The organism is Halomonas sp. KM072 (assembly GCF_050710315.1).
GTDB lineage: Bacteria > Pseudomonadota > Gammaproteobacteria > Pseudomonadales > Halomonadaceae > Vreelandella > Vreelandella hamiltonii.
Map to the genome: position 1 here is coordinate 1810696 of NZ_CP136132.1, position 26906 is coordinate 1837601.

The following is a 26906-nucleotide window of genomic DNA, read 5'->3' on the forward strand; positions in this document are numbered from 1 at the left end:
CGAAAACACATGATAACATCGCAGCGAAGCAACAACGGCTCCCCAAGGCAGCCTATCAACGCATACCCCCCACAGCCTGAGCCATGAAGGTTTTGCGCAAGTGCCAAACGCAAAAAGCCCCGAACACAGTGTGCTCGGGGCTTTCTACGGGATAAGTGCCTGACGATGTTTGGGCCGGCCACCCGGCGGGCGGCGCTCCGCTACTCTTCAGGGGGAGACCCCCAAAAAGCAAAACCCCGACCATAAGGCCGGGGTTTCGTAATAAGTGCCTGACGATGACCTACTCTCACATGGGGAGACCCCACACTACCATCGGCGCTAAGCGGTTTCACTTCTGAGTTCGGCATGGGATCAGGTGGTTCACGCTCGCTATGGTCGTCAGGCGTAACAGGTAATGCATATCATGCTGAGGTGTTCGTTGACGTGTATTGTGATCGTCTCTTGTCAGCAAGCGCCTTGGCTCACTGCTGCGTATCCGGTTTTCGTTATCATCACGACCAGACCCCTTGGGTGTTATAGGGTCAAGCCTCACGGGCCATTAGTACACGTTAGCTCAACGCCTTGCAGCGCTTCCACACCGTGCCTATCAACCAGCTGGTCTCGCTGGGCCCTTCAGGAGGCTCTAGGCCTCAGGGATGTCTCATCTTGAAGGGGGCTTCCCGCTTAGATGCTTTCAGCGGTTATCCCGTCCGACCATAGCTACCCGGCAATGCCACTGGCGTGACAACCGGAACACCAGAGGGTCGTCCACTCCGGTCCTCTCGTACTAGGAGCAGCTCTTCTCAAACATCCAACGCCCACGGCAGATAGGGACCGAACTGTCTCACGACGTTCTAAACCCAGCTCGCGTACCACTTTAAATGGCGAACAGCCATACCCTTGGGACCGACTTCAGCCCCAGGATGTGATGAGCCGACATCGAGGTGCCAAACACCGCCGTCGATGTGAACTCTTGGGCGGTATCAGCCTGTTATCCCCGGAGTACCTTTTATCCGTTGAGCGATGGCCCTTCCATACAGAACCACCGGATCACTAGAACCTGCTTTCGCACCTGCTCGACGTGTCTGTCTCGCAGTCAAGCACCCTTATGCTCTTGCACTCATTGCACGATGTCCGACCGTGCTGAGGGTACCTTCGTGCTCCTCCGTTACGCTTTGGGAGGAGACCGCCCCAGTCAAACTACCCACCACACACTGTCCTCGATCCGGATCACGGACCTGAGTGAGAACGCCAATGATGCCAGGCTGGTATTTCAAGGTTGGCTCCCCCGAACTGGCGTCCGGGGTTCAAAGCCTCCCAGCTATCCTACACAGGCAACATCAGCGTCCAGTGTGAAGCTATAGTAAAGGTTCACGGGGTCTTTCCGTCTAGCCGCGGGTACACCGCATCTTCACGGCGATTTCAATTTCACTGAGTCTCGGGTGGAGACAGCGTGGCCATCATTACGCCATTCGTGCAGGTCGGAACTTACCCGACAAGGAATTTCGCTACCTTAGGACCGTTATAGTTACGGCCGCCGTTTACCGGGGCTTCGATCAAGAGCTTCGGACGAATCCTAACACCATCACTTAACCTTCCGGCACCGGGCAGGCGTCACACCCTATACGTCCTCTTACGAGTTAGCAGAGTGCTGTGTTTTTACTAAACAGTTGCAGCCACCTGGTATCTTCGACCGGTTCGGGCTTGGAGAGCAAGTCTCATCACCCTACGCCGGCGTGCCTTCTCCCGAAGTTACGGCACCATTTTGCCTAGTTCCTTCACCCGAGTTCTCTCAAGCGCCTTGGGATTCTCACCCTGACCACCTGTGTCGGTTTGGGGTACGGTCGCACATGATCTGAAGCTTAGAGGCTTTTCCTGGAAGCGTGGCATCAATGACTTCGACACCGTAGTGTCTTCGTTTCGTGTCTCGGCCTTGGAGGGTCCCGGATTTACCTGAGACCCCAGCCTACTCACTTTCACCAGGACAACCAACGCCTGGCTCACCTAGCCTTCTCCGTCCCCCCATCGCAATCATGTCCGGTACGGGAATATTGACCCGTTTCCCATCGACTACGCCTTTCGGCCTCGCCTTAGGGGCCGACTCACTCTGCTCCGATTAGCGTCGAACAGAAACCCTTGGTCTTCCGGCGAGGGAGTTTTTCACTCCCTTTATCGTTACTCATGTCAGCATTCGCACTCGTGATACCTCCAGCATGCTTCTCAACACACCTTCATCGGCTTACACGACGCTCCTCTACCGCTCATCCGTAAGGATGAACCCGTAGCTTCGGTACCTGGTTTAGCCCCGTTACATCTTCCGCGCAGGCCGACTCGACTAGTGAGCTATTACGCTTTCTTTAAAGGATGGCTGCTTCTAAGCCAACCTCCTAGCTGTCTGAGCCTTCCCACATCGTTTCCCACTTAACCAGGATTTGGGGACCTTAGCTGACGGTCTGGGTTGTTTCCCTTTTCACGACGGACGTTAGCACCCGCCGTGTGTCTCCCACGCTGGCACTCACCGGTATTCGGAGTTTGCCTCGGGTTGGTAAGTCGGGATGACCCCCTAGCCGAAACAGTGCTCTACCCCCGGCGGTGATACGTGAGGCGCTACCTAAATAGCTTTCGAGGAGAACCAGCTATCTCCGAGCTTGATTAGCCTTTCACTCCGATCCACAAGTCATCCAAATCTTTTTCAACAGATCCTGGTTCGGGCCTCCAGTTGATGTTACTCAACCTTCACCCTGCTCATGGATAGATCGCTCGGTTTCGGGTCTATATCCAGCGACTGTGTCGCCCAGTTAAGACTCGGTTTCCCTACGGCTCCCCTATACGGTTAACCTCGCCACTGAATATAAGTCGCTGACCCATTATACAAAAGGTACGCAGTCACCCAACAAGTGGGCTCCTACTGCTTGTACGCACACGGTTTCAGGATCTATTTCACTCCCCTCTCCGGGGTTCTTTTCGCCTTTCCCTCACGGTACTGGTTCACTATCGGTCAGCCAGGAGTATTTAGCCTTGGAGGATGGTCCCCCCGTCTTCAGTCAAGGTTTCTCGTGCCCCGACCTACTCGATTTCACGTGATCAGATTTTCGACTACGGGGCTATCACCCGCTATGGCCAGACTTCCCAGTCTGTTCGTCTAATCTTTCACACGCTTAAGGGCTGGTCCCCGTTCGCTCGCCGCTACTGGGGGAATCTCGGTTGATTTCTTTTCCTCAGGGTACTTAGATGTTTCAGTTCCCCTGGTTCGCCTCTTACGCCTATGTATTCAGCGCAAGATACTCATCTTGTGATGAGTGGGTTTCCCCATTCAGAGATGTCCGGGTCACAGGTCGTTTGCCACCTCACCGAACCTTATCGCAGGCTACCACGTCTTTCATCGCCTCTGGCTGCCTAGGCATCCACCGTGTGCGCTTCATTGCTTGACCCTATAACCCGAAGGAGTCTGGGGTTCGCAATGATAACGATTGCCGGATACGCTTGAGACGTATCACAATACAATTTACGTAGAAACGCGTTCAACGCGTTTCTGTCAGCATGATATACATTGTTAAAGAGCGACTGCTATGCGCAGTGGTAAGCGGATGCTTTTTTCACTTCAAAAGAAAAAGAAAGACCTTTTTTCTTTTTTTAATGTGAAGAAAACGCTTATCACTGCTCATCAACAGCATTCTGATCAGGTAATTCATTGTGAGCGCTTGCCGCGAGGGGAAGACATCGTTTAAGGAGGTGATCCAGCCGCAGGTTCCCCTACGGCTACCTTGTTACGACTTCACCCCAGTCATGAACCACACCGTGGTGATCGCCCTCTTGCGTTAGGCTAACCACTTCTGGTGCAGTCCACTCCCATGGTGTGACGGGCGGTGTGTACAAGGCCCGGGAACGTATTCACCGTGGCATTCTGATCCACGATTACTAGCGATTCCGACTTCACGGAGTCGAGTTGCAGACTCCGATCCGGACTGAGATCGGCTTTTCGGGATTGGCTCACTCTCGCGAGTTGGCAACCCTTTGTACCGACCATTGTAGCACGTGTGTAGCCCTACTCGTAAGGGCCATGATGACTTGACGTCGTCCCCACCTTCCTCCGGTTTGTCACCGGCAGTCTCCTTAGAGTTCCCGCCATTACGCGCTGGCAAATAAGGACAAGGGTTGCGCTCGTTACGGGACTTAACCCAACATTTCACAACACGAGCTGACGACAGCCATGCAGCACCTGTCTCTGCGTTCCCGAAGGCACTAAGGTATCTCTACCGAATTCGCAGGATGTCAAGAGTAGGTAAGGTTCTTCGCGTTGCATCGAATTAAACCACATGCTCCACCGCTTGTGCGGGCCCCCGTCAATTCATTTGAGTTTTAACCTTGCGGCCGTACTCCCCAGGCGGTCGACTTATCGCGTTAACTTCGCCACAAAGTGCGCTAGGCACCCAACGGCTGGTCGACATCGTTTACGGCGTGGACTACCAGGGTATCTAATCCTGTTTGCTACCCACGCTTTCGCACCTCAGTGTCAGTGTCAGTCCAGAAGGCCGCCTTCGCCACTGGTATTCCTCCCGATCTCTACGCATTTCACCGCTACACCGGGAATTCTACCTTCCTCTCCTGCACTCTAGCTTGACAGTTCCGGATGCCGTTCCCAGGTTGAGCCCGGGGCTTTCACAACCGGCTTATCAAGCCACCTACGCGCGCTTTACGCCCAGTAATTCCGATTAACGCTCGCACCCTCCGTATTACCGCGGCTGCTGGCACGGAGTTAGCCGGTGCTTCTTCTGTGAGTGATGTCTTTCCTGATGGGTATTAACCACCAGGCGTTCTTCCTCACTGAAAGTGCTTTACAACCCGAGGGCCTTCTTCACACACGCGGCATGGCTGGATCAGGGTTCCCCCCATTGTCCAATATTCCCCACTGCTGCCTCCCGTAGGAGTTCGGGCCGTGTCTCAGTCCCGATGTGGCTGATCATCCTCTCAGACCAGCTACGGATCGTCGCCTTGGTGAGCCGTTACCTCACCAACCAGCTAATCCGACATAGGCTCATCCGATAGCGGGAGCCGGAGCCCCCTTTCTCCCGTAGGACGTATGCGGTATTAGCCTGGGTTTCCCCAGGTTATCCCCCACTATCGGGCAGATTCCTATGCATTACTCACCCGTCCGCCGCTCGTCAGCATCCAGCAAGCTGGATCTGTTACCGCTCGACTTGCATGTGTTAGGCCTGCCGCCAGCGTTCAATCTGAGCCATGATCAAACTCTTCAGTTTAAGATCAATGCGATCCTTACTCGCTGCCCGAAGGCAACAAAAGCGGATCAAACTTGGCTCAAGGTTCAAACGAATTCACTGCGATACTCCGAAGAGCATCTTGGTGTTCGCTTGCCTTGATATTGGGTGATGATTCACCCTCATCGGCAAGCGCCCACATGAATTACCTGATCAAATTGTTAAAGAGCAACTTTCTTAAGTTCGCTGCGACGGACTCGGTGACCTGAACCGTGTTGCCTCAGCGAGGAAGGCGTATTCTACGCATTCCGTGGTGTTTGTCAACCGCTGCTTTCAGCGACTGAGGCGAGCGATCTAAACGACAACAAGATGACTCTAACCTACTGACAAACCAGAGGTTTTTCAACCTCATTCACCGCTGGTAACGCTGGGCGTCCCCGGCAGCGGATGCGTACTTTACGGATTCGCTGCCGGGTTGGCAAGGGGTATTTTGAAAAGTTTTCGTATAGCCGAGATAAAAAAGCGGCAGGCAATGCCCGAGGGCAGACCTGCCGCAAACCACCGATCAGTACCCTGACCAGAGAGTGCCTGGCAAAGGCATGGGCTCAGATCTCGAAGCCCAGGCCAAAATCTTCGCTGGAAATCGCCATCAAGCTACCGGCACCTGCCTGAATCATGGCGGCGTGCGCCTTGGTGCGTGGCAGCAGACGCTGATAGTAGAAACGCGCCGTATTCAGTTTGGCCGTGTAGAAAGCAGCATCTTCACCCCCCTGTGCGCTAGCGGCCTGCTTGGCAGCGCGAGCAAACAAATAGGCGACAGCAACATAGCCGGAGTACATCAGGTAATCGACGCTGGCGGCCCCTACTTCTTCACGATCCTGCATGGCTTTCATACCGATACCCATGGTGAGCTCTCCCCACTCGGCATTCAGCTTAGCCAGCGGCTCAATAAACTCTTTTAATGCGGAGTTATCCGCTTCTGCTTTGCAGAACTTGTGAATCTCTTTGGTGAATACCTTCAGCGACTCACCTTGACTCATCAGCACTTTGCGCCCCAGCAGATCAAGCGCTTGAATACCGGTCGTACCCTCATAGAGGCGTGTGATGCGCGCATCGCGCACCAGTTGCTCCATGCCCCACTCCTTAATAAAGCCGTGACCACCAAAAATCTGCACGCCTTCATTGGTACACTCGAAGCCTACTTCCGTCAGGAAAGCTTTGACGATGGGTGTTAATAGACCGAGCAGCGTCTCCGCTCGCTCTTTCTCCTCGCCCGGCGCGCCGTGCTCAACAATATCGAGCATTTGAGCGGTATACAGCACCAGCATGCGGCCGCCTTCGGCAAAGGCTTTTTGTGTCAGCAGCATACGGCGTACATCAGGGTGCACAATAATAGGGTCAGCGACTTTATCCGGCGCTTGTACGCCAGACAGCCCACGCATCTGTAAGCGGTCACGGGCATAACTTAGCGAGTTTTGGAAGCTAGCCTCCATCAACCCTAAGCCTTGGATACCCACGCCTAAGCGAGCCGCGTTCATCATGGTGAACATGCAGGCCAGGCCTTTATTCGGCGCGCCAACTAGATAGCCCGTTGCGCCATCAAAGTTCATGACGCAGGTAGCGTTACCATGGATACCCATTTTGTGCTCAAGCGAACCACAGCTGACGCCATTGCGCTCGCCAGGGTTACCCGCAGCGTCTGGCAAAAATTTAGGCACAACGAATAGCGAAATACCTTTAGATCCTTCAGGAGCATCTGGAAGTTTGGCCAGCACGAGATGGACGATGTTCTCAGCGAGATCGTGCTCACCGGCCGAGATAAAGATTTTGGTACCCGTAATGTGATAAGCACCATCTTCAGCGGGCACTGCACGGGTTTTGATCAACCCCAGGTCAGTACCGCAGTGCGGCTCCGTCAAGCACATGGTGCCAGTCCAAACACCTTCTACCAGTTTGGTGAGGTATGTCGCCTTCTGCTCGTCGGTACCGTGATGACGCAGCGCATCCGCCGCACCATGCGACAAGCCCGGGTACATACCCCACGCTAAGTTAGTAGCGCAGATCATTTCAGAGAGCATCATCGCCAATGAGTGCGGAAGGCCCTGGCCACCTTGCTCAGGATCTGCCGCCAAGCTCGGCCAGCCGCCTTCAACATACTGCTGATAGGCTTCTTTAAACCCTTTAGGAGCTTTCACCTCGCCCCCTTCCAGCAAACAACCCTCCTCATCACCGCTTTGATTGAGAGGTAGCAGCACCTCACGAGCAAAGCGACCACCCTCTTCCAAAATAGCACTCACGACATCTGGCGAAGCATCTTCACCATTGGGTAATGCGTCGTAGTGGCTTGGGTAATCAAACATTTCGTTCATCACGAAACGCAGGTCACGCAGAGGGGCTTGATAGCTGGGCATGTCACTTCTCCTAAACGGGGGGCTGAAAGAGCGGGTACTCAACAGGCGCTTTCAAACACATGTTTGAAAATTAGCGCGCACGCCCGACGCCGTCAAGCAGTCGTTTGAATTAAACCGAAAAATCGGCTACAACTTTGGTCTTTACCTTATTAACACTATGTTTTTAAAATAAAAAAACCTGCCCGAAAAAGTACGGGCAGGCTGTCCATCAGAGCTTACTGAGCGCAGATCACTGCATTCTGATACCACCGTCCAGGCGAACCACTTCACCATTGAGCATCGGGTTGGTAATGATCTGCTCGGCCAGCAGCGCGAACTCGTCAGGCTTGCCCAAACGCTTGGGAAAAGGCACCGCAGCGGCCAATGCCTGGGCAGCTTCGTCCGGTATCTCGCTCATCATGGGGGTTTCGAATACCCCTGGCGCAATGGCCATGACACGAATGGCGTGACGCGACAGCTCTCTGGCGGCAGGCAAACTCATGCCCACAACCCCTGCCTTGGAGGCACTGTAGGCGCACTGCCCGACTTGCCCATCGAACGCGGCAATCGATGCGGTATTGATGATGATGCCCCGCTCACCCCCTTCGTCTGGCGGATTGCTGGCCATGGCAGCGGCCGCCAGACGCATGACATTAAAGGTACCTACCAGATTGATCTGAATGGTGCGCGCATAACTCTCAAGGTCTGCCGGGTTGCCTTGCCGATCCACCAGCTTGGCCACGCTGACCACGCCCGCACAATGAACCACTCCCGAAAGGCCGCTTTCGCCCCCCAGCGCAACGGCCTTGTTCACCGCCTCCTGCATATCGTCGGCGGAGGTAATGTCGGCGATGCAGGCGTACGCCTGAGATCCCAGCTGCTCGGCAAGGTCCGCCACACGATCACTCATGTCGCATAGCACCACCTTCCCACCCGCCTTTACCAGTCGTGCTGCCGTCGCCGCCCCTAGCCCCGAGGCCGCCCCAGTAATCAAAAACGTACGATCCTTTACCTGCATGGCACTCTCCCTCTGAATGATGTCCCGTGAATCATGAGTTGTGGCGCACTTGCTCGGCGGCTTGAGCACGCAGTTTGAAGCGCTGAATCTTGCCGCTGGGCGTTTTGGGCAGCTCATCGACGAACTCGATGACCCGAGGAAAAGCGTGGGTAGAGAGCCGCTCGCGTACCTGCTGGCGAATCTCCTCCGCCAGCGCATCGCTAGGCTCGAAGCCATCGCGCAACACGATGTACGACTTGATGACTTCGCCACGAATCTCATCCGGCTGCCCCACGGCAGCGGACTCGGCCACCGCCGGGTGCGTCATGACGCTATTCTCGACATCCGTTGGCCCCACTCGGTAGCCCGCCGTGGTAATGATGTCATCATCACGGCCAGCAAACTGGAACGACCCATCTTCATTACGAATGACCACATCGCCGGTCAGGTAGTAGCCGTTGACGAAGGGGTCTTTCTCCTGCCAGGTATAGCCTTGGAAAAAGTGGGCTGGCGAGCGCTTGATATCCACTGCCAGTACGCCAGGCTCGCCAGGCGGCAGCTCGTTGTATTCGGCGTCGAGAATGGCCAGACGATAGCCCGGCATCGGGACGCCCATGGCCCCCACGTGCTTGGGGTGGTCCAGGGAGTGGTGATTGTTACAGGTCATGCCCGTTTCAGTCTGGCCATAGTGATCCATCACCGGACAGCCCAATGATTTTTCCACCCAGGTGACCACCTCGGTATTGAGCGGCTCTCCGGCGGAGCTGGCCGCCCGTAGCGTCAGGGTCTGGTGAGCGTCGTCGAACAGGCCAGACGCCTTCATGAGGCGGTAGGCCGTCGGCGCGGCAGCGAAATTGGTGATCTGATGACGCTTCATGAACGCCAGCGCGCCTTCGGCACTGAAGCCCGCTTCGCAAAAGTGTGTCGTTACCCCCAACAGCAGCGGCCCGGCAATGGCGTAATACAGGCCGTAGGCCCAGCCAGGGTCGGCCATGTTCCAGAAACGATCCTCCTCGCGCAGGTCGACCGCCAGCTCCATGTAGAGCGCAAAGGCCGTCATACCCGACAGGGGCACGGCAACGCCTTTGGGCTTGCCGACCGTCCCCGAGGTAAACATCTGCAGGAACGGCTGATCCGGCGACAGCCGGGGCGGGGTATCGCTGATTGACGTATACGTCAATGCCGCCTGCCAATCATGATCCTGGGCATGCTCACGGGTAGCGCCACCCACGGCCAGCACCGGCGGGCACTGGCTCAGGCCATCGAATTTATAGCGGTTGGCGTGATCGGTTATCACCAGCCTGGTATCTGCCCGCCCCAACCGATAATCGACCGCATCAGGCCCAAACGCGGTAAAGAGCGGCTGGTAGACCGCCCCAATCCGCCAGGTGGCGAGCACCGCCACCAGCAGCGCTGCCGAGCGCGGCAGCATGCAGGCAATGCGGTCACCCTCCCCCAGCCCCTGGCTTTTCAGCCACCCTGCCAGATGCCCACTCAGCTGCTCCAGTTCGGCATAGGTCAGCGTGTGGGTTTGGCCTTGGGTATCCTCATGCACCAGCGCCAGCACATCACCACGGCCCTGGCGTACGTGCCTTCCACAGCAAGCCTCGTAGGCATTCAGGCACCCATCGTGGTGGTCATCCAGCCTGGCGACGACGCTATCTATTGAAAAATCCTCGAGAAATGTCGAATACGCGGGAAGTGAGGTTGCTGCTGATGTCGCTGTCATGACGGCTCTCTTGTGTTGTTGGTCGTGAGCACTCGGACAGGCAGGATTCCACGTAGTATTGGTGTTATTGTCCGTTTACGTTAACGGAAGCCTACCGAATAAACCAACGCTAAAAGCATTTACTCAAGAGCGCAAGCCGCAAGCTGCTCGACAGGGTTAGACGTTGGTCGATCAGACAGCGGTTGGAGAAGCCAGAGGGGACTAGAACTGTCGAGAAAAGATCAGCGAGAAAGGAGCATCAAGACAGAATTACCGAGACAGGATCATCGCGACCAGCTCATCGGCCAGGTCGTCCGGGGTCCGCGGGCCGTTGGGGTCATACCAACGAACGGTCCAGTTCAACGCACCTAAAATAAAGCGGGAAACGAGGAAGCGGTCGCCATGAATCAACCCTGCCGCCAGAGCATCATCAATCACCTCAACCCACATCGCCTCATAAGCATCGCGTAGGTGGCTAAGGTGGGCGCTGGCGGCGGGGTCTAAACGTCGCCATTCAAACAGCGCCACCACGTGAGCATTACGATCTGCAAACAGCGTTTCCAGGTGCGCCCTTGCCATGGCATGCAGCCGAGCTTCTGCACTGTCGGGGCAAGATTCCAACGCGGCTTTTGCGATGCCTAGTGCGTTCTGGGTGCCCTCCTCAATTACTGCTGCCAGAATTTCCTGCTTATCTTTGAAGTGATGAAACAGGCTGCCGGACTTGATGCCCATTTCCTGGGCCAACATGCGCACCGTGGTGCGATCAAAGCCCTCTTGGACGAATAGCTGAGCTGCTAAGCGCGTCAATTCCTTGCGGCGAGGAGATGCATTCATTACATTCATGTCATTTACACTAGCGCTTGCTTGGTTACTTAGGAGAAGACCACAGCCCCGCGAATGGGTCAACGCATCGCTAATCGCTCAGCCAGATAATCACAAAAAATCTATCAGGAGATAGACAATGAGTAGCGCTACCGACGTCGTCTTTTTATCCGCCGCCCGCACCCCAATGGGCGGTATGATGGGCAGCCTTTCCACCTTGAGCGCACCGGAACTGGCCGCCGTGGCCATACGCGCCGCCATCGAGCGAGCAGGCATCGACGCTGCGCTCGTCGAAGAGGGCATCATGGGCTGCGTTCTGCCTGGCGGAGTCAAGCAAGGTCCGGCACGCCAGGCCATGCGACAGGCAGGCATTCCCGATGCCAATGGTGCCACGACCATCAACAAACTCTGCGGCTCTGGCATGAAAGCGGCCATGTTGGCCCATGACCTGATCAAGGCAGGCAGTGGAGAAATAGTGCTGGCGGGCGGCATGGAGTCCATGTCGAATGCCCCCCATGTGCTGACCAAGGCACGCGGCGGCTATCGTCTGGGCCACGGTGAGCTGAAAGACCACATGTTTCTCGATGGCCTGGAGGATGCCGAAACTGGCAAGCTGATGGGGGTCTTTGCGCAAGAGGTGGCCACAGAGCGTGGCTACACCCGTGAACGGCTGGACGATTTCGCGATTGCCTCGCTGGAACGGGCCATGGCTGCCACCAACCATGGCAACCTGGATGCCGAGATGGCGCCCGTCACCGTGACGACCCGCCAGGGTGAAACCGTGGTGTCCCACGATGAGCAGCCCTTTCAGGCCAAACTGGACAAGATTCGCCAGCTGCGTCCAGCGTTTGCAAAAGATGGCACCATTACCGCCGCAAATGCGAGTTCGATCTCCGACGGCGCCTCGGCGCTGATTTTATCGAGCCATGAAGCAGCACAGCGTCACGGTATCAAACCGCTGGCCAGAATGCTGGGGCATGCCACCCACTCGCGTCATCCCAGCGAATTTACCATCGCGCCGGTGGGAGCCATCGAGAAACTGATGAAAAAGCTTGGCTGGGGCGTCAATGATGTGGACCTGTTCGAAATCAACGAAGCCTTTGCGGTCGTCACGCTGATGGCCATGGATGATCTGGGCCTGCCTCATGAAAAAGTCAATGTGTTTGGCGGCGCCTGTGCCCAAGGGCATCCCATCGGCTCTACCGGCTCACGCATCATCGCCACGCTGATTCATGCCTTGCGCCAGAAAGGCGGCAAACGCGGCATCGCCAGCTTGTGCATTGGTGGCGGTGAAGCAACCGCCGTGGCGGTCGAGCTGATCGACTGATTCACAGCGCGCTTCATGGAGGCAGCGATGAAGCGCGTCCAGCCTGTGGCGCATGGCTGGCAGAATGATGGGTGTTGCCACGAAAGGTATATGAAATAAGACGCGCACGCATTTTCCTGTAGCCCAACCCTCCTGATGAGGCCCCTGCCATGATGGCTCACCCGCTGCTCATCAATCGGCCCATCGTCAGTACGCCCAAGGGCACGCGATTATGCCGCCCATCCGAGCAGGTATTGGCGCTCCTGGACCGCCCTGTTGCACAATTTACCAAGGAAGACGGAGAGACCGTCTACTATCCCACCACCTAACGGCCCGGCATGGGCAACCAGGAGCGTCATGCATCAGGTCATCGAGATGGAGCACCCTGCCGTGGCATTCATCCAGCAGCATGGAGGCGTGGTGACGGTACGCCGTTCGCCACGTCATGGCTGCTGTGGCGGGACGGCACATATCGCCGTGGCAGAGCTGGGCGCGCCAAGCGATACATCGGCCTTCGAATATCATCAGTTGCCAGAGGTCGGCCTCTGGATAGAGCCGTACCTTGCCTGCGCCCAAACCCCTACGGGCCAAACAGTGCCAGGGGCAGCGCAGCCGAGAAGGCGCCAAATACCCAGCGAGTGGACAGCTCCAATTCCAGCGCCATGGGCCCCGCCAGAATGGCGGGCAGATAGTAGCTGGACGCCCAGGCAAGGGTCTGGGCACTCCCCAGGGTGAGCGTCAGGCCAGCGCCAGGCGAGCGAATCACGCCACCTGCCTGGGCAGCGCCAGTGCCATGAGCGCGCTGGCAGCCACCAGCGCCGCCGCCGCCCACAGGCACGCACTCAAACCATAGGCCATGTAGAGCCAGCCCGAGAGCAGCGTGCCGACCAGGCGGCCCATGGCGTTGGCCATGTAGTAGAAGCCTACGTCCATGGACACACCATCGGCACGGGCATAGTGGACGATCAGATAGCTGTGCCAGCTGGAGTTGACGGCAAACAGCACGCCGAAGGCCAGCAGCCCCACTACCAGCCACCCCACCTGTGCCAGGGGCAGCAGTGCCAGCAGAATGGCGAGCACGGCAAGCGCGGCGGCCCAGCCAGCCGTGAGCATGCGAGCGTCTCCACGGAACAGTGCGGTGAGCCTGGGCGCCTGGGTCTGCACGCCGCCGTAACCAATGATCCAGGCGGCCAACAGCCCACCCACGGTCCAGTGGCTCCAGCCATGCTGATCGTAGAGGAAGACCGGCAAGGCCACGACAAACCACACGTCCCGGGAGGCGAACAGGCAGAAGCGCGCCGCCGAAAGCACATTGATGGCGCGGGACTTGGAGAAAATCTCGGAAAACTTTGGCTTGACCTTCTGTTTGCCGAGGTCAGCCTTCAACCGCCACAGCGACAGCCCCAGCACGGCACCCAGCATCAGCGCCATGGCCACCACCGCACCGCGAAAGTCGATCAGCGTCAGCAGCACGCCGCCCACAAAAAAGCCCAGCCCTTTCAGGGCATTTTTGGAGCCGGTCAACATCGCTACCCAGCGGTACAAGGCGCTGTTGGCATTGGCGCTATCAGCTGGCACCAGCACTTTCACTGCGCTTTTGGCGCTCATCTTGTTCAGGTCTTTGGCAATACCCGACAGCGCCTGGGCCGCCATGACCCAAACGACGGTGAGCATCCCGGCAGGCACCATGAGCATGGCAAGCGCCACGATCTGCAGCCCCAGCCCCACGTTCATGGTGCGGTTGAGCCCCAACCGCGCGCCCAACCACCCTCCCACCAGATTGGTCACCACGCCAAACGCCTCGTAGAACAGAAACAGCATGGCGATTTGCAGCGGCGAATAACCCAACTGGTGGAAGTACATCACCACCAGCATCCGCAGGGCCCCATCGGTGATGGTAAACGCCCAGTAATTGCCCGTGATCAGCATGTACTGGCGCACTTCAAAAGGCAGTGCGCCGATGCGTGCCTTGAGCGACTCAGCCACGGCGCGCCTGCTCCTTGCCCACCTTCCAGGCCAGCTCTGCGGCACGGTTGGCATACCCCCACTCGTTGTCGTACCAGGCGTAGAGCTTCAGCTGCGTTCCGTTCACCACCATGGTAGAAAGAGCATCAATAATCGAGCTTCGTGGGTCGGTGCGATAGTCGATGGACACCAACGGGCGCTCTTCATAGCCTAGAATGCCTTTCAGCGGGCCATCGGCAGCGGCTTTTAGCGCTTGATTCACTTCCTCGACGGTCACTTCGCGCTCGAGCTCGAATACCATATCGGTCAGCGAGGCATTGGCCAGCGGCACGCGAATCGCATGGCCGTTCAGCTTGCCGGTCAGCTCGGGAAAGATGGCGGTGATTGCCTTGGCCGAACCGGTGGTGGTGGGAATCAGGCTCATGCCGCAGGCGCGCGCCCGTCGCAGATCCTTGTGCGGTGCGTCCAGAATCGTCTGGGTATTGGTAATGTCGTGCACCGTGGTCATGGAACCATGACGAATACCGAACGTTTCCAGAATGACCTTGACCACGGGGGCCAGACAGTTGGTGGTGCAGCTGGCCGCAGTGACGATGCGGTGCGTAGCGGGGTCGAACAGATGGTCGTTGACGCCCACCACCACGTTGAGCACGCCCTCCTCCTTGACCGGCGCACTGACCACCACACGCTCGACCCCCTGATCCAGATAGGCCTGCAGCTTCTCCGTGGTTTTCATCTTGCCGGAGCATTCGATCACCACATCGCACCCGGACCAGTCACCTTCGGCAATCGTCTTGTGGACGCTGAAGGCGATGGTACGGCCATCGATGGTGATCGCCTCCGGGGTAGCGCCTATGCCCTGCCCCGGCGCCCACTGGCCATGAACCGAGTCGAACTCCAGCAAATGGGCAAACGTCGCCGCATCGCCGCCCGGGTCGTTGATGCGCACCAGGGTTACCTCGTCGGCAGCGACTCGCGCCCACAGGCTGCGCAGTGCCAGACGACCAATACGGCCAAACCCGTTGATACCAATGCGTAGTGACATGCTGAACCTCCAGAGCCAAGTGAACCTCAAATATATGAAAAATCATATATAAAAAATCAAAAAAAAACCAGCCATCGAACCCGCAGGCGGCCATGCCCCCTGCGGGTAACCCGTGATCAGTACGGCGTGATCACCCGAAGCGTCCCGTGATGTAATCGTGGGTACGCTGGTCTTGCGGATTGGTGAAGATCTGGTCGGTGTTGTCCACCTCCACCAGGTCGCCCATGTGGAAGAACGCCGTACGGTCGGCCACCCGTGCGGCCTGCTGCATGTTGTGGGTCACCATGACGATGGTATAGCTCTCGCTGAGCTCATCGATCAGCTGCTCCACCTTGGCCGTCGCAATGGGGTCGAGGGCCGAGCACGGCTCATCCATCAGGATGATGTCCGGGCTGACGGCCACAGTGCGGGCAATGCACAGGCGCTGCTGCTGGCCACCCGACAACCCGGTGCCCGGCTGATCCAGACGATCCTTGACCTCTTCCCAGAGCCCGGCACGGCGCAGGCTGCTCTCGACGATGTCGTCCAGCTCGGCCTTGCGCGTTGCCAGACCGTGCAGGCGCGGGCCATAGGCGATGTTTTCATAAATCGACTTGGGGAATGGATTGGGTTTCTGAAACACGATGCCTACCTGGGCACGCAGCAGTACCACATCGCGATCCGGGGCATAGATATCCTTGTCATCCAGGGTGATCTTGCCCTCGACCCGACAGATGTCGATGGTGTCGTTCATGCGGTTCAAGCAGCGCAGAAAGGTGGACTTACCGCAGCCAGAAGGCCCGATGAATGCCAGCACTTCGTTTTCGTACACGTCCAGAGTGATACCGTTGATCGCCTGGCTGGCACCGTAAAAGACCTTGACGTCCTGGGCGCTCATCTTGACCGTGTCAGTGGCTTTACTGGTGCGGCTCTCGCCAGCGCCTACGCTCACCAATGGGGATGTCTTGGGCTCTGTTGAAGTATTCACTTACCACCTCGTCTCGAATTTTTTACGCAGCCAGATTGCCAGTGCATTCAGGCTCAGCATCAACCCCAGCAGTACAATGATGGCCGCTGACGTACGCGCTTCGAAGAAATTACGTAGCTCGTTACCCTGCCATAGATAGATTTGCACGGGTAGCGCAGCAGACTGGTCCAACGGCGTAGCAGGCACGTTGGATACGAATGCATTCATGCCGATCAACAGCAGCGGCGCCGTCTCACCCAGCGCCTGGGCAACGCCCAGAATGGAACCCGTCAGAATACCGGGCAGCGCCAAAGGCAGCACATGATGGAAAACGGTCTGCACTCTCGACGCTCCAATTCCCAAGGCCGCCTGGCGTATGGAGGGAGGAATAGAGCGCAGCGACGCCCGAGTCGCGATAATGATGGTCGGCAAGGTCATCAGCGTAAGCACCAGCCCGCCCACCAGCGGGGCCGACAGCGGCATGCCCAGATAGCCGATGAAGATGGAAGCGCCCAGCAAGCCGAACACGATGGAAGGCACGGCTGCCAGATTGTTGATATTGATCTCGATGAGATCGGTCAACCGGTTCTTGGGCGCGAACTCTTCCAGGTAGATGGCGCTGGCCACACCAATGGGGACCGAAAGCGTGATCACGATCAGCATCATGAACAGCGACCCCATGAAGGCCCCTGCCAGACCCGCCGACGCAGGTGAACTACGCGAGTCGGTGTTCAGGAACAGCGACGTGCTGAAGGAGTTGCGGATGACGTTTTCGTCGTAAAGACGGTCGGCCCATTCACGGGTCTGAGCGCTCAACTGCTGACGTGCATCCGGCAGCGAGCGGTCGATATTGCCCTTGATCCAGACGTCGACGTTGGCCGCTGCGAGCATTTTCACTTCCACGGTCTGGCCCAACAGGGAAGGGTCCTTGATGAACTGCTCACGCAGCGAGAAACGCTCACCCGATGCCACCAGGGCACGCAGATCACGTAGCTGTCGAGACTCGACCTCGACCCCCAGCGCCTCTTCCATGGCGCGGTCGATCAGCGACTGCCAATTTACCATTCCCGCTTGAATCAACCACTGTGTGTAGCGCTCATCGAAGGCCGCCTGACTTTCACCGCTGGCACGCTCGGGCTTCTCGTCAAGTTGAATCACTTCAGGATCGAAGTAAATTTCTGGATACAGAGTTGACTGCCAGAATGCCGGCACACCGCGCATCAAAATACTGATGAACAGAATGGTGACAAGCGTGAGGCCAATCACTACCGCGGCCAAACCCGCAAAGCGGAAACGCTTTTCTTGACGATGACGTCTTGCCAGCGAATTTTCGATCGTTGTCAGACGGTGCTGACGGCGCTGCTCAATCGTAATAGACATGGTCGCTTACTCGTATTGCTGGCGGTATTTACGCACCACAACCAGTGCGATGACATTCAGGCCAAGGGTAATGACGAACAGCGTCAGCCCCAGAGCAAAAGCCACCAGCGACTGCGGGCTGGCAAAGTCCATATCCCCTGTCAGCTGGTTGACGATGGTCACCGTAATGGTTGACACCGCTTCGAACGGATTGCCGTGAAGCACCGGATTATTACCAGCCGCCAATACCACGATCATGGTTTCACCAATGGCGCGGCTGGCGGCCAACAAAAACGCACCGACGATACCTGGAAGCGCAGCAGGCAACACGACTTGGCGAATCGTTTCGGACTTCGTTGCACCCAACCCTAGCGCACCATCGCGCAACGACTTAGGCACTTGGGTAATGATGTCGTCTGACAAGGACGAGACGAATGGAATGATCATGATGCCCATCACCAAACCCGCCGTCAGTGCACTGGTGGTGCGAATGTTGATGCCCACCACATCCCCAAGGCTAGACAAAAACGGACCGATGACGATCAACGCGAAAAAACCGTAAACGATCGTGGGAATACCCGCCAGCACTTCGATGATCGGCTTGGCCACACTACGCAGCCAAGGGGGAGCGTACTCGGCCATGTAAATCGCCGTCATCAAGCCCACGGGAATCGCCACCAGCAAGGCAATGATGCTCACCATCATGGTGCCCCACAGCAGCGGCAGCAGGCCAAATTCCCCCTGTGCATCGGTTCCCGACGTGCTGAAACGGGGGTTCCAGGTCGTACCCAGGAAGAACTCTGCCGGGCTGATGAAGCTGAAGAACTTCAGCGCTTCGCCCAGCATCGACAACACGATGCCCACCGTGGTGAAAATCGCGATGGCGGAGCAGGAGGCCAGCGCAATGGAGATGACGCGCTCGACATGATTACGCGCCCGCCACTGAGGGGAAATACGCCGCCGGGCAAACACCAGCCCGACCACGGCCACCACGGCCATCAGCGCGATCAGCGTGGTGTTCTGGAAGGTCTGCAGGCGCGCCATGTGTGCGGCCGCGGCCAACTCCTCGGCGCTTCCACCCCCAGCCACGTTACGTTCATTGGCCAGCGCGGTGATACGCCGTAACAAGGTATTCATTTCACGTTCGCTCATGCCTGCCACCAGCTCGGGAGGCAGTTGCTGAACGACCAGCATGTCAATCAACTGTGGTGCCAACAGCGACCACAATACAAACAGGGCAAGCGCTGGCAGCCCACACCAAAGGGCCACCAACGCTCCATAATAACCGGGGCGCGAATGCATCCGCACATCGTGCTCTGCCGCAACCGCGCGACTACGTGTTAACCCTAAGTGGTAAGCCAAGGCCATTATCACGAGTAGCGTGGCTATCAAGGCAATGTTACTCATTCTCTCTCCGCCCATGATTTCCTACGTTCAAGCGCCAGCACCATTTTCATGATGCCGGCGCGATACCTACCTGATCACCGCTGTGAAGCGATGGCGGCAGTCTTACTCTTCAACGCTTACCACGGTACGGGCCTGGAACTGAGCCAGTGCTTCAGCACGCTCTTCTTCGCTCATCGGAATCAGACCAGCGTCTTCCAGCGGGCTGCCATAGCCAGAGATCATGTCGTTCAGGAAGAACTCGGTGTACTCGGCCAGACCAGGAATCACGTCCAGGTGCTCGCCCTTCACGTAGAAGAACAGCGGACGAGAAACGGGGTATTCGCCAGAACCGATGGTTTCCAGGCTGGGCGTTACGCCATCCACAGTAGCCACTTGCAGGCGGTCACGGTTCTGGTCGTAGAAGCTCAGACCGAAGACGCCAACGGCATCTGCCTGGGCATCCAGACGAGCCAGCGTTTCGGTGTAGTCACCCGCGATCTCGACGATACGGCCATCGCCACGCAGTGAGTTACAGGCATCGCCTTCTACGTTGGCATCGCTTTCACAGCCAGCGTGGATGACTTTCTCTTCGAATACTTCACGGGTGCCGTGGTTGGAAGCCGGAATGACCAACACGATCTCCTGATCGGGTAGGCTGCTGTCGATTTCGTTCCAGCGAGTGTAGGGGTTGTCGACCAACTCACCCTCGTGGGTAACTTGTGCGGCAGCGGCTTTGAACACGTGCTCAGGCGTTAACGCGAACTCTCCACGGTCGATACGAGAAGCAAACACGATACCATCATAGCCGAACATCACTTCGAGAATTTCGTTGACGCCATTTTCGTTACAGCTGGCCACTTCGCCGCTGCGAATGGCGCGAGAAGCGTTGGCGATGTCAATGGTGTTTTCGCCAACGCCCTGGCAGAACTGACGCAAACCGCCACCGGAGCCGCCAGAACCGACGACCGGCGTGTTGAACTGGGGATAGGTGTTACCAAACTCCTCGGCAACGATACTGGCAAACGGAAGTACAGTGGAAGAACCGGCAATCTGCACCGTGTCACGAGCTACGGCGGCAGTCGATACGCCGGTAGCGAGTGCGGCAGCAACAACAACACCAAGTGTCTTTTTCGTTACTTTCATCGTCATGTCCCCTCTGGTTTCATGCCTGGGCTGCTTGAATTAACCCGTTCGGCAATGTTGGCGATTGGCCTTTCACACCGAGGAGTTTGCACAGTGACGATTGCAGAAATATGACAGTGGTAATTTTTTTAGCAAGGAATGTTAACGAAGCGTTGGCCCAAGGGCTTCAAAGCAGCAGCCCCAGTGCTGCTAGCGTGCATAGTGCCAATGAACAGCGCTGCAGCAGCACTTTATCCAGCCGGTGGGCCACTGCATCGGCCAACGCATTGCCGACCAATACAGCAGGCAAAAACGTCAGTGCCAGCTTGAAATGCCATGCGCTGAGCTGCCCCGCCAGCGCCAGCGTCGCCAGAGTCAGCAGCGAGGTGATGACGAAGAAGGCCGCCAGATTGCCGCGCATGCGATCCGGCGAAAAGCCGTGCATCAACAGCACGATGGGCGGCCCACCAATGGCAGCCACGGTGCCGAAGATGCCCGACAGTACACCGGCCACGAACAGCGTGACGCGATTCACCGGCAAATGAAAACGGCACAGCGTCACGCCGACCGCAAACAGCACGATAGCGGCAATCAACGTTTCCAGTACAGCCATGGGCGCCGCCAGCAGCAGCCAGATTCCCAGCCCGTTACCCGGCAGCCGCCCCACCAGTGCCACGCTGATCTCGCGCAGATGCACTTCGTGCCAATAGCGCCGCACCATCATCAGCGAAACCGTAAAACCGAACAGCACCAGCACTACCGGCACCAGCCGTGGCTCCAGCATCAGCAACAGCGGTGCACCGACGACCGCCAGGCCAAACCCCGTGGCACGCTGTACGAAGGCCCCCAGCAGCAGCACGCCGGCACAGGCCAGCCATGTCGCCAGAGAAATTCCCCAGGAGAGCTCCGTGGTGAGCGCCAGCCATTCGAGCACCGCCACGCCTAGACTGCCTGGGTGAGCTTTCTCACCCCGATGTTACCCAGCAGCGCCGCGCCCAGCATGGTCAGCACCATCGGCCAGAGGTGCTCTACCTGGAAGAGCCCCACCAGCACACCCGCCAGCGCGCCACAGCTGAACTGAACGCCCCCCAGCAGCGCCGTGGCCGTGGCGCTGATATGGCCGAAATGATCCAGCAGCGACGAGATGGCGTTGGGTGTGATCAGCCCGATCATGCCGGTAAACAGCATCACCAGCGCCACCACCACCGGCAGCGTGGCCAGATTGAAGGCCGTTGCGACCACCAGTGCCAGCGCGGCACATAACTGCACCGTCAAGCCAAAGCGCAGGTTCTGCTGGGGCGTCCGCTTGCGCAGCAGGTGAATATTCAGCCGGTTGGAGAGCGCAATCATGACCACGTTGACCCCAAACACCAGCGGGTAAATGCCTGGAGAGAGGGAGAAGTAATCGAGATAAAGAAAGGGCGACGCCGTCACGAAAGCAAACAGACCCGCAAACGAGGCTGCCACGGCGCAAATGTAACCCATGCCCTCTCGGTGGCGCAGCACGCTGGCGTAGTTACCCAGCACCTGACGAGGGGTTGCGGCGGGCAAACCGGGGTCGCGGGTTTCAGGCAGGCGCGTCCCCAACAGCCAGAGCAAAAAGCCTGCATAGACAGCCAGAAACACAAAGATCAGCCACCAGCCTGCAATATGCAGCAGCAGGCTCCCGACCGCCGGCGCCACCAACGGTGCCAGCATCATGATCATGGCCATGGTGGACATCACCCTGGCAGCCTCACGCCCGCTGAAACAATCCCGGACGATGGCCGCCGAATTGACCACGCAGGCTCCCCCGCCCAGCGCCTGCACGAACCGCCATACCAGCAGCGACGTCAGGCTATCGGCGGTGGTGATCATCAAGCTGGCCAGCATGAAGACCACCAGCCCGCTGAGCAACACGGGCTTGCGCCCCATGCGGTCCGACAGCGGGCCAAAACAGAGCTGCCCCAGCGCAAAGCCGAACAGAAACATGCTGATGGAAAGCTCAGTATGGTGGATGCTGGCACCGATACTTTCCGCCAGCACTCCCATGGCAGGCAGGTAGGCGTCTATTGCAAAAGGGGCCAACGCCGTATTGGCCGCCACCAATAGCGCTACGCGACGCGGATTGAGTTCCATAGATCTCCTTGAAAGCTACGCTGGTTGGCCACTTAGATAGGACGCTAATCATACACACAACCCCAGAATCGCGCATCGCCCACTCAGAACTGAAACATTTGCCCACTAAGCTGCCCATCATGATTCAAATGACGCTGTCCTGGGGGCCACGATGATACTCAAAAAGCTGGAAAACATTTCGCTACGCAACCTGAGCCTGGCCGCGCTGCTATTGATGGCAGGCTGCCTGCTGATGTTCGCCGCACTAGCCTGGCATATCATGCAGCAGAGCCAGCGTGACCTGGCTTCGCTGGAGCAGGTCAATGTCCAGCAGGCCTCCTCGCTGAATCGGCTGCACATTGCCAGCCTGGAAGGTCTCAATCGCATGGACCGTGCCCTGGAGCGCCAATTGCGTCCGTCGCTCGGTGACCCCATTGCGGCGCTGGAAGCCGTCGAGTATGAATTGAACGAGATGTCCCAGGCGCTTGAAAGCTTCCTGCAGGCCACTCAGGACAGCCCCTATGCAGCGTTGCGCGACGCCATTGGTGAGCGCGCCAACCAATTGCTGGCCAGTATGGATGCCCAGCGCAACGCCATTACCACCGGTGACCGCAGCGGCTATCGGCAAATCACCCTGGAAGCCATGGATCATAGCGAGGCCCTGGCAGGCCATGCACGGGCGTTTTACCAGGTAGCCGATCAGCAGGGTGTCAGTCTGATGCAGGACGCCGAGCAGCGCGCGGGCATGGTGGCCGCTGGGCTGGTGCTGGGCATGGCGGTCTCCCTGGCTCTGATGGGCGCCTTGATCTGGCTGGGCCACTTCCAGTTGCTACAGCCCATCCGCCACTTGATTGGCCACTTTCGTCATATGGCCGAAGGAGACCTGAGTGCCGAGGTTCCAGCCCGTGGCAACAACGAAATCGGCCAGCTCTATGCAGCCCTGGGAGTCATGCAAAACTCCCTGATCGAGACCGTCAAGCAACTGCATGACAACAGCCAGCACGTGTTCCAGAGTGCCCAGCGGCTGGCACTGGGTAACGAGGACCTGGCCACGCGCACCCATCAGCAAACCGCCTCACTGGACAACACGGCCACCAACGTGCATACCCTGACCGATAGCGTGGCCCACACCGCCGAGCATGCCCTGAAGGCCAAGAAACTGACCGAACACGCCACGACACAAGCTCAGCAGAGCCACCACACCATGGAAGCCTTTCTGTCGACCATGGAAGAGATCGATGCCCACGCCAAGCAGGTCAACGACATCGTCAACGTCATCAATGGCATTTCGTTCCAGACGAACCTGCTGGCCCTCAACGCGTCGGTGGAAGCGGCCCGTGCGGGCGCACAGGGTCGTGGCTTTGCCGTGGTGGCCGCTGAAGTGCGTTCACTGGCCACCCGCAGCGCAGAAGCTGCCACTCAGATTCGCAGCCTGCTGGCCTCTTCCAATACCAGTATCGAGCGCGGCAACCAGCTTTCCCGAGATGCCAACCAGCAGTTCGAGGAGATGGTCGGCTCGATCTCCACGACTCACCGATTGATTACCGATATTGCCGAAGCCGCCCACCTGCAGCACCAGAACATCGAAGAGATCAACGAGACCCTGCAGGAGCAGACCCAGGTAACCCAGGCCAATGCGCTTCAGGTGGATGCCACCGCGCAGGATGCCATGTCGCTGGAGTCGGCCGCCGAAGGCATGCGGGAGCAGGCGGCCCGGTTCAGGATCAGCCAGCGGCCCCAGGCCGTCGGCTATCAGTGGCGAGCAGCGGATTCTTCATCATCGTCACCGATCAAGCATACTCAACGCGAGCCAGCCTTGTTAGAGTAACCATGACTCATACAAGGAGCACTGCATGGCCACTAGCCTATTAAGCCAATTGAAAGAGATGACCACCGTGGTGGCCGATACCGGGGATCTGGAAGCCATTCGTCGCTTCCAGCCCGAGGACGCCACCACCAACCCTTCGCTGATTCTTCAGGCGGCCCAGCAGGAGGAGCGTCGCGCTCGCCTGGCCAGTATCGCCAAGGAGAGCACCGACCTGGATGACGCGGCCGATCGGGTGGCAGTGGATATCGGTAGCGAAATCAGCAAGCTGGTTCCCGGTTATGTATCCACCGAGGTCAGCGCGCGTCTCTCTTTCGACAAGGAAGCGACCATCGCCAAGGCCCACTCGCTGATCGAGCGTTATGCCGAGTACGGCGTGGGCCCCGAGCGTATTCTGATCAAGATGGCCTCGACCTGGGAAGGTATTCAGGCCGCTCACCAGCTGGAGCGCGACGGGATTCGTACCAACCTGACGCTGCTGTTCGGCTTTGCCCAGGCCCAAGCCTGCGCCGATGCTGGCGTCACGCTGATCTCGCCTTTCGTGGGGCGGATTCTGGATTGGCACAAGGCGCGTCAGCCTGATGCCGACTTCAGCGGCGCACAGGACCCGGGCGTACAGTCGGTCAAAGGGATTTACGAGTACTACAAAGGCCACGGCTACCCCACCATCGTGATGGGTGCCAGCTTTCGTAACATCGGTGAGATCCAGGCGCTGGCAGGCTGCGACCGCCTGACCATCTCCCCTGCCCTGCTCCAGGAGCTGGACGAGATCGAAGCCGACCTGCCCCGCCAACTCAGCTCCCTCGGCGCCAGCAGCTCACCGGAAGAAGCCTTGGCACAAGCCGATTTTCGCTGGGCAATGAACGAAGACGAGATGGCCACCGACAAGCTGGCCGAAGGGATTCGCAAGTTCATGGCTGACCAGCGCAAGCTGGAAGAGTTGCTGAGCACGCTGAGAAAGGGCTAGGCTACGATTTTTGCGCGCCTGCTCACCAGGCGTCTTTGAACAGCCCTCTGGCGCATCACTGGCCAGAGGGCTTTATTTTGCAGGAGCCCCCTGGGCTTCCAGCATCTCCACCAGCGGCTGAAACTGCTCGCGGTTATGCTCGTTCATGTGCATCAGGATACGGTGCGCTTCCAGAATACGGCCGCGCAGCCCCTCTTCGTCAGCGGGCTCCTCGGGCAGATCTTCCAGTACCGTCTCCAGCGGTGCCGACGGCTGAATCGGTGCCGACATCAGCGTAAAGAATCGCGCAAAACCCATCACATCCAGCATCTGCCGGACATCCGGATTATCCGCGATGATGGTTGGGGGCTGTTCCAGACGACCTTTGACGGCCATGGCCACCTTGGCGAGAAAACCCAGCGCCGTCGAGTCGACGTTCGTGGCTTCACGCAGGTCGATCATCACGGCACGCAGGCCTGGCGTTTCCGCTAGACGCTGTGCTTGGGTATCGAGTGTGGCGCAGAGCGTAAGTCTTACATCACCACACAGCTTTAAAACAAAAACACCGGAGTCGAACGCCGCCTTGATGCGGCCCTCTTCAATCAGCATGACCAAATCCGCTCACCATCATGATTGTCAGGTCATCGGGTAAAGCATCGCGGTCCTGGTTCGCCTCATCGTCCTCGTCGCCCCCACTCAGGAGCGAGTTGGTGTTGGCTAGCCGGTCTCGCAGCTGCTCAAGCGTGACACTTTCGCTTACTAGTTGCTCAAGTTCCGTGAGCCGCGTGTCGAGCGTCTTACCCGGCAAGCATTCCAATACACCATCTGAACACAGCCACAACCTGAAGTCGGCTGGCAGCGGACAGCTAAGCGAAGGATACTCCACATCAGGGAAAAGGCCTACAGGCATTCCTTCCCCCGCCAAACGCGTCAGGTTGCCATCCGCCATCAATAGCGGCATGGGAAGCTGGGCGCCGAGCGAATAGTGCAGAGTCTTTTCCTCATGGTCAATAACACCGACAAATAAAGTGGCGTGTTTGCCGATGTCGGTATCCTGAAGTTCACGGTTCAGGGCCGATAACCAGCGGGGCGGCAGCGCCTGAGGGTCCTGGCCGTCCCATTCGTTCAACCAGCGGTTGCAGAGATATTTCAGCAGCACGGTCACGAAGGCGGAGGAGGCCCCGTGGCCGGATACATCGGCAAAATAGAACACGCTGAAGCGGTCGTCGTAGCGCTGGTAGTCGAGAAAATCGCCTGACAGATAGAGCGACGGCGCAAACCAGTAATCGTAATAGACGCCGCTGATCACCTTGGGCCCTGGTGGCAGCAGACGGCGCTGGATATGTCCCCCACTCTGCTGATCCATTCTCAGCAGGGCCAGATGCGTTTCCAGGCTTTCGTTCAGCTCCGCCAGCCGTTGCCGGTCACGATCACGCTCCTGGGCCAGTTGATGCAGCTCGATGGCCTTGCGGATCATCCTGCGCAGCAATTCGGTATGCCTGAGCGGGTGGACGATGTAATCCACCAACCCGGCGTCGATTGCCTTGATCAAATCCGCATCCTGACGGGTATCACTCACGACCAGTGCGGGCAGGCGATGGGCCAGCTGCGACCACTGCTGCCTGGGCACTGCTCTGGCATGGGCAACGATCAGCGCGGTGCCCACCGGCAGATGATCGATATTGTCTGCGGCAAACACCCACATACCATCACAGGTAATCGCCTCAGCCAGCGCATCACGCTCGCTACCGGGCTCATCGATTACCGCGATCAACTGCTTTGCGTGATCCATGTCTA

The 26906-nt window shown here is 58.0% G+C and carries 20 protein-coding genes, 3 rRNA genes and 1 pseudogene; 6 read left to right on the forward strand and 18 right to left on the reverse strand.

The window, feature by feature from the left end:
- Positions 1 to 267: 267 nt before the first annotated feature.
- Positions 268 to 383, reverse strand: a 5S ribosomal RNA gene (gene rrf, locus RVM26_RS08500).
- 134 nt (positions 384 to 517) lie between these two features.
- Positions 518 to 3410 (reverse strand): 23S ribosomal RNA (locus tag RVM26_RS08505).
- Positions 3411 to 3548: 138 nt separating this feature from the next.
- Here RVM26_RS08505 and RVM26_RS08510 point away from each other — a divergent pair.
- On the forward strand, positions 3549 to 3707 hold the full coding sequence (locus tag RVM26_RS08510; RefSeq protein ID WP_498939990.1) for a hypothetical protein: 159 nt from the start codon (positions 3549 to 3551) through the stop codon (positions 3705 to 3707).
- Here RVM26_RS08510 and RVM26_RS08515 read toward each other — a convergent pair.
- The 5 genes from RVM26_RS08515 to RVM26_RS08535 all read right to left on the reverse strand — a co-directional run bounded on the left by RVM26_RS08515 (position 3705) and on the right by RVM26_RS08535 (position 11124).
- A 16S ribosomal RNA gene (locus RVM26_RS08515) occupies positions 3705 to 5237 on the reverse strand. The genes RVM26_RS08510 and RVM26_RS08515 overlap by 3 nt on opposite strands.
- Together the 16S, 23S and 5S rRNA genes form the textbook arrangement of a ribosomal RNA operon.
- A 563-nt stretch (positions 5238 to 5800) precedes the next feature.
- The gene (locus RVM26_RS08520; RefSeq protein WP_287806687.1) at positions 5801 to 7606 is read right to left on the reverse strand and encodes an acyl-CoA dehydrogenase C-terminal domain-containing protein; all 1806 of its coding nucleotides are present in this window, start codon (positions 7604 to 7606) and stop codon (positions 5801 to 5803) included.
- A gap of 229 nt (positions 7607 to 7835) precedes the next feature.
- Positions 7836 to 8603 carry an SDR family NAD(P)-dependent oxidoreductase gene (locus tag RVM26_RS08525; RefSeq protein WP_287806689.1) on the reverse strand — a complete coding sequence of 256 codons (768 nt, stop codon included), beginning with the start codon at positions 8601 to 8603 and terminating at the stop codon, positions 7836 to 7838.
- A 31-nt stretch (positions 8604 to 8634) separates the two neighbouring features.
- Positions 8635 to 10311, reverse strand: a complete 1677-nt coding sequence (locus tag RVM26_RS08530; RefSeq protein WP_498941641.1) for an acyl-CoA synthetase family protein — start codon at positions 10309 to 10311, stop codon at positions 8635 to 8637.
- A 249-nt stretch (positions 10312 to 10560) separates the two neighbouring features.
- The gene (locus RVM26_RS08535; protein WP_498941642.1) at positions 10561 to 11124 is read right to left on the reverse strand and encodes a TetR/AcrR family transcriptional regulator; all 564 of its coding nucleotides are present in this window, start codon (positions 11122 to 11124) and stop codon (positions 10561 to 10563) included.
- 127 nt (positions 11125 to 11251) lie between these two features.
- Here RVM26_RS08535 and RVM26_RS08540 point away from each other — a divergent pair, with 127 nt between their 5' ends.
- From RVM26_RS08540 to RVM26_RS08550, 3 genes and pseudogenes are all read left to right on the forward strand, one after another.
- Entirely contained in the window at positions 11252 to 12439 is a 1188-nt protein-coding gene (locus RVM26_RS08540) for a thiolase family protein (RefSeq protein ID WP_498941643.1), read from the forward strand.
- Between the two features lie 149 nt (positions 12440 to 12588).
- Positions 12589 to 12747 (forward strand): ArsC/Spx/MgsR family protein, encoded by a 159-nt coding sequence (locus RVM26_RS08545; protein WP_498941644.1) that lies wholly within the window; start codon positions 12589 to 12591, stop codon positions 12745 to 12747.
- 46 nt (positions 12748 to 12793) lie between these two features.
- Positions 12794 to 12973: pseudogene (locus tag RVM26_RS08550) on the forward strand (CC/Se motif family (seleno)protein); the annotation flags it as partial.
- 25 nt (positions 12974 to 12998) lie between these two features.
- Here RVM26_RS08550 and RVM26_RS08555 read toward each other — a convergent pair.
- The 9 genes from RVM26_RS08555 to RVM26_RS08595 all read right to left on the reverse strand — a co-directional run bounded on the left by RVM26_RS08555 (position 12999) and on the right by RVM26_RS08595 (position 22359).
- Complete coding sequence (locus RVM26_RS08555; RefSeq protein WP_498941809.1) at positions 12999 to 13184, reverse strand: hypothetical protein; 186 nt, start codon at positions 13182 to 13184, stop codon at positions 12999 to 13001.
- Positions 13181 to 14404 carry an MFS transporter gene (gene arsJ, locus RVM26_RS08560; RefSeq protein WP_498941645.1) on the reverse strand — a complete coding sequence of 408 codons (1224 nt, stop codon included), beginning with the start codon at positions 14402 to 14404 and terminating at the stop codon, positions 13181 to 13183. The genes RVM26_RS08555 and arsJ overlap by 4 nt, the downstream gene beginning before the upstream one ends.
- On the reverse strand, positions 14397 to 15428 hold the full coding sequence (locus tag RVM26_RS08565; RefSeq protein WP_498941646.1) for an ArsJ-associated glyceraldehyde-3-phosphate dehydrogenase: 1032 nt from the start codon (positions 15426 to 15428) through the stop codon (positions 14397 to 14399). Before RVM26_RS08565 ends, arsJ begins: the two co-directional genes overlap by 8 nt.
- Before the next feature lie 130 nt (positions 15429 to 15558).
- Positions 15559 to 16305: a phosphate ABC transporter ATP-binding protein gene (pstB, locus tag RVM26_RS08570; protein WP_498941720.1), complete on the reverse strand. Its 747-nt coding sequence runs from the start codon at positions 16303 to 16305 to the stop codon at positions 15559 to 15561.
- Between the two features lie 90 nt (positions 16306 to 16395).
- Positions 16396 to 17754 carry a PstA family ABC transporter permease gene (gene pstA, locus RVM26_RS08575; RefSeq protein WP_498941647.1) on the reverse strand — a complete coding sequence of 453 codons (1359 nt, stop codon included), beginning with the start codon at positions 17752 to 17754 and terminating at the stop codon, positions 16396 to 16398.
- Positions 17755 to 17760: 6 nt separating this feature from the next.
- Entirely contained in the window at positions 17761 to 19155 is a 1395-nt protein-coding gene (gene pstC / locus RVM26_RS08580) for a PstC family ABC transporter permease (protein ID WP_498941648.1), read from the reverse strand.
- 87 nt (positions 19156 to 19242) lie between these two features.
- Positions 19243 to 20262: a type 2 periplasmic-binding domain-containing protein gene (locus tag RVM26_RS08585; protein WP_498941649.1), complete on the reverse strand. Its 1020-nt coding sequence runs from the start codon at positions 20260 to 20262 to the stop codon at positions 19243 to 19245.
- 166 nt (positions 20263 to 20428) lie between these two features.
- Positions 20429 to 21175 (reverse strand): sulfite exporter TauE/SafE family protein, encoded by a 747-nt coding sequence (locus tag RVM26_RS08590; RefSeq protein ID WP_498941721.1) that lies wholly within the window; start codon positions 21173 to 21175, stop codon positions 20429 to 20431.
- Between the two features lie 8 nt (positions 21176 to 21183).
- A complete protein-coding gene (locus tag RVM26_RS08595) occupies positions 21184 to 22359 on the reverse strand; it encodes a multidrug effflux MFS transporter (protein ID WP_498941650.1) in 1176 nt (391 codons plus the stop codon).
- A 151-nt stretch (positions 22360 to 22510) separates the two neighbouring features.
- On the opposite strand from RVM26_RS08595, the gene RVM26_RS08600 reads away from it, so the two are divergent.
- Both RVM26_RS08600 and tal read left to right on the forward strand, forming a co-directional pair.
- Complete coding sequence (locus RVM26_RS08600) at positions 22511 to 24166, forward strand: methyl-accepting chemotaxis protein (protein ID WP_498941651.1); 1656 nt, start codon at positions 22511 to 22513, stop codon at positions 24164 to 24166.
- Between the two features lie 25 nt (positions 24167 to 24191).
- Positions 24192 to 25130: a transaldolase gene (gene tal / locus RVM26_RS08605; RefSeq protein WP_498941652.1), complete on the forward strand. Its 939-nt coding sequence runs from the start codon at positions 24192 to 24194 to the stop codon at positions 25128 to 25130.
- A 72-nt stretch (positions 25131 to 25202) separates the two neighbouring features.
- On the opposite strand, the gene RVM26_RS08610 is transcribed toward tal, so the two are convergent.
- Entirely contained in the window at positions 25203 to 25718 is a 516-nt protein-coding gene (locus RVM26_RS08610; protein ID WP_039182597.1) for an STAS domain-containing protein, read from the reverse strand.
- The gene (locus tag RVM26_RS08615) at positions 25708 to 26901 is read right to left on the reverse strand and encodes a PP2C family protein-serine/threonine phosphatase (RefSeq protein WP_287806719.1); all 1194 of its coding nucleotides are present in this window, start codon (positions 26899 to 26901) and stop codon (positions 25708 to 25710) included. Before RVM26_RS08615 ends, RVM26_RS08610 begins: the two co-directional genes overlap by 11 nt.
- Positions 26902 to 26906: the final 5 nt, after the last annotated feature.

What these genes read in the sequence shown, in the direction of transcription:
- pstC (WP_498941648.1), bottom strand. Translation starts at nt 19,155, where the DNA reads ATGGGCGGAGAGAGAATGAGTAACATTGCCTTGATAGCCACGCTACTC.
- RVM26_RS08520 (WP_287806687.1), bottom strand. Translation starts at nt 7,606, where the DNA reads ATGCCCAGCTATCAAGCCCCTCTGCGTGACCTGCGTTTCGTGATGAAC.
- tal (WP_498941652.1), top strand. Translation starts at nt 24,192, where the DNA reads ATGGCCACTAGCCTATTAAGCCAATTGAAAGAGATGACCACCGTGGTG.
- RVM26_RS08530 (WP_498941641.1), bottom strand. Translation starts at nt 10,311, where the DNA reads ATGACAGCGACATCAGCAGCAACCTCACTTCCCGCGTATTCGACATTT.
- RVM26_RS08595 (WP_498941650.1), bottom strand. Translation starts at nt 22,359, where the DNA reads ATGGAACTCAATCCGCGTCGCGTAGCGCTATTGGTGGCGGCCAATACG.
- RVM26_RS08535 (WP_498941642.1), bottom strand. Translation starts at nt 11,124, where the DNA reads ATGAATGCATCTCCTCGCCGCAAGGAATTGACGCGCTTAGCAGCTCAG.
- RVM26_RS08565 (WP_498941646.1), bottom strand. Translation starts at nt 15,428, where the DNA reads ATGTCACTACGCATTGGTATCAACGGGTTTGGCCGTATTGGTCGTCTG.
- RVM26_RS08600 (WP_498941651.1), top strand. Translation starts at nt 22,511, where the DNA reads ATGATACTCAAAAAGCTGGAAAACATTTCGCTACGCAACCTGAGCCTG.
- pstB (WP_498941720.1), bottom strand. Translation starts at nt 16,305, where the DNA reads ATGAGCGCCCAGGACGTCAAGGTCTTTTACGGTGCCAGCCAGGCGATC.
- RVM26_RS08615 (WP_287806719.1), bottom strand. Translation starts at nt 26,901, where the DNA reads ATGGATCACGCAAAGCAGTTGATCGCGGTAATCGATGAGCCCGGTAGC.
- RVM26_RS08545 (WP_498941644.1), top strand. Translation starts at nt 12,589, where the DNA reads ATGATGGCTCACCCGCTGCTCATCAATCGGCCCATCGTCAGTACGCCC.
- RVM26_RS08540 (WP_498941643.1), top strand. Translation starts at nt 11,252, where the DNA reads ATGAGTAGCGCTACCGACGTCGTCTTTTTATCCGCCGCCCGCACCCCA.
- RVM26_RS08525 (WP_287806689.1), bottom strand. Translation starts at nt 8,603, where the DNA reads ATGCAGGTAAAGGATCGTACGTTTTTGATTACTGGGGCGGCCTCGGGG.
- pstA (WP_498941647.1), bottom strand. Translation starts at nt 17,754, where the DNA reads ATGTCTATTACGATTGAGCAGCGCCGTCAGCACCGTCTGACAACGATC.
- RVM26_RS08510 (WP_498939990.1), top strand. Translation starts at nt 3,549, where the DNA reads ATGCGCAGTGGTAAGCGGATGCTTTTTTCACTTCAAAAGAAAAAGAAA.
- RVM26_RS08610 (WP_039182597.1), bottom strand. Translation starts at nt 25,718, where the DNA reads ATGCTGATTGAAGAGGGCCGCATCAAGGCGGCGTTCGACTCCGGTGTT.
- RVM26_RS08585 (WP_498941649.1), bottom strand. Translation starts at nt 20,262, where the DNA reads ATGAAAGTAACGAAAAAGACACTTGGTGTTGTTGTTGCTGCCGCACTC.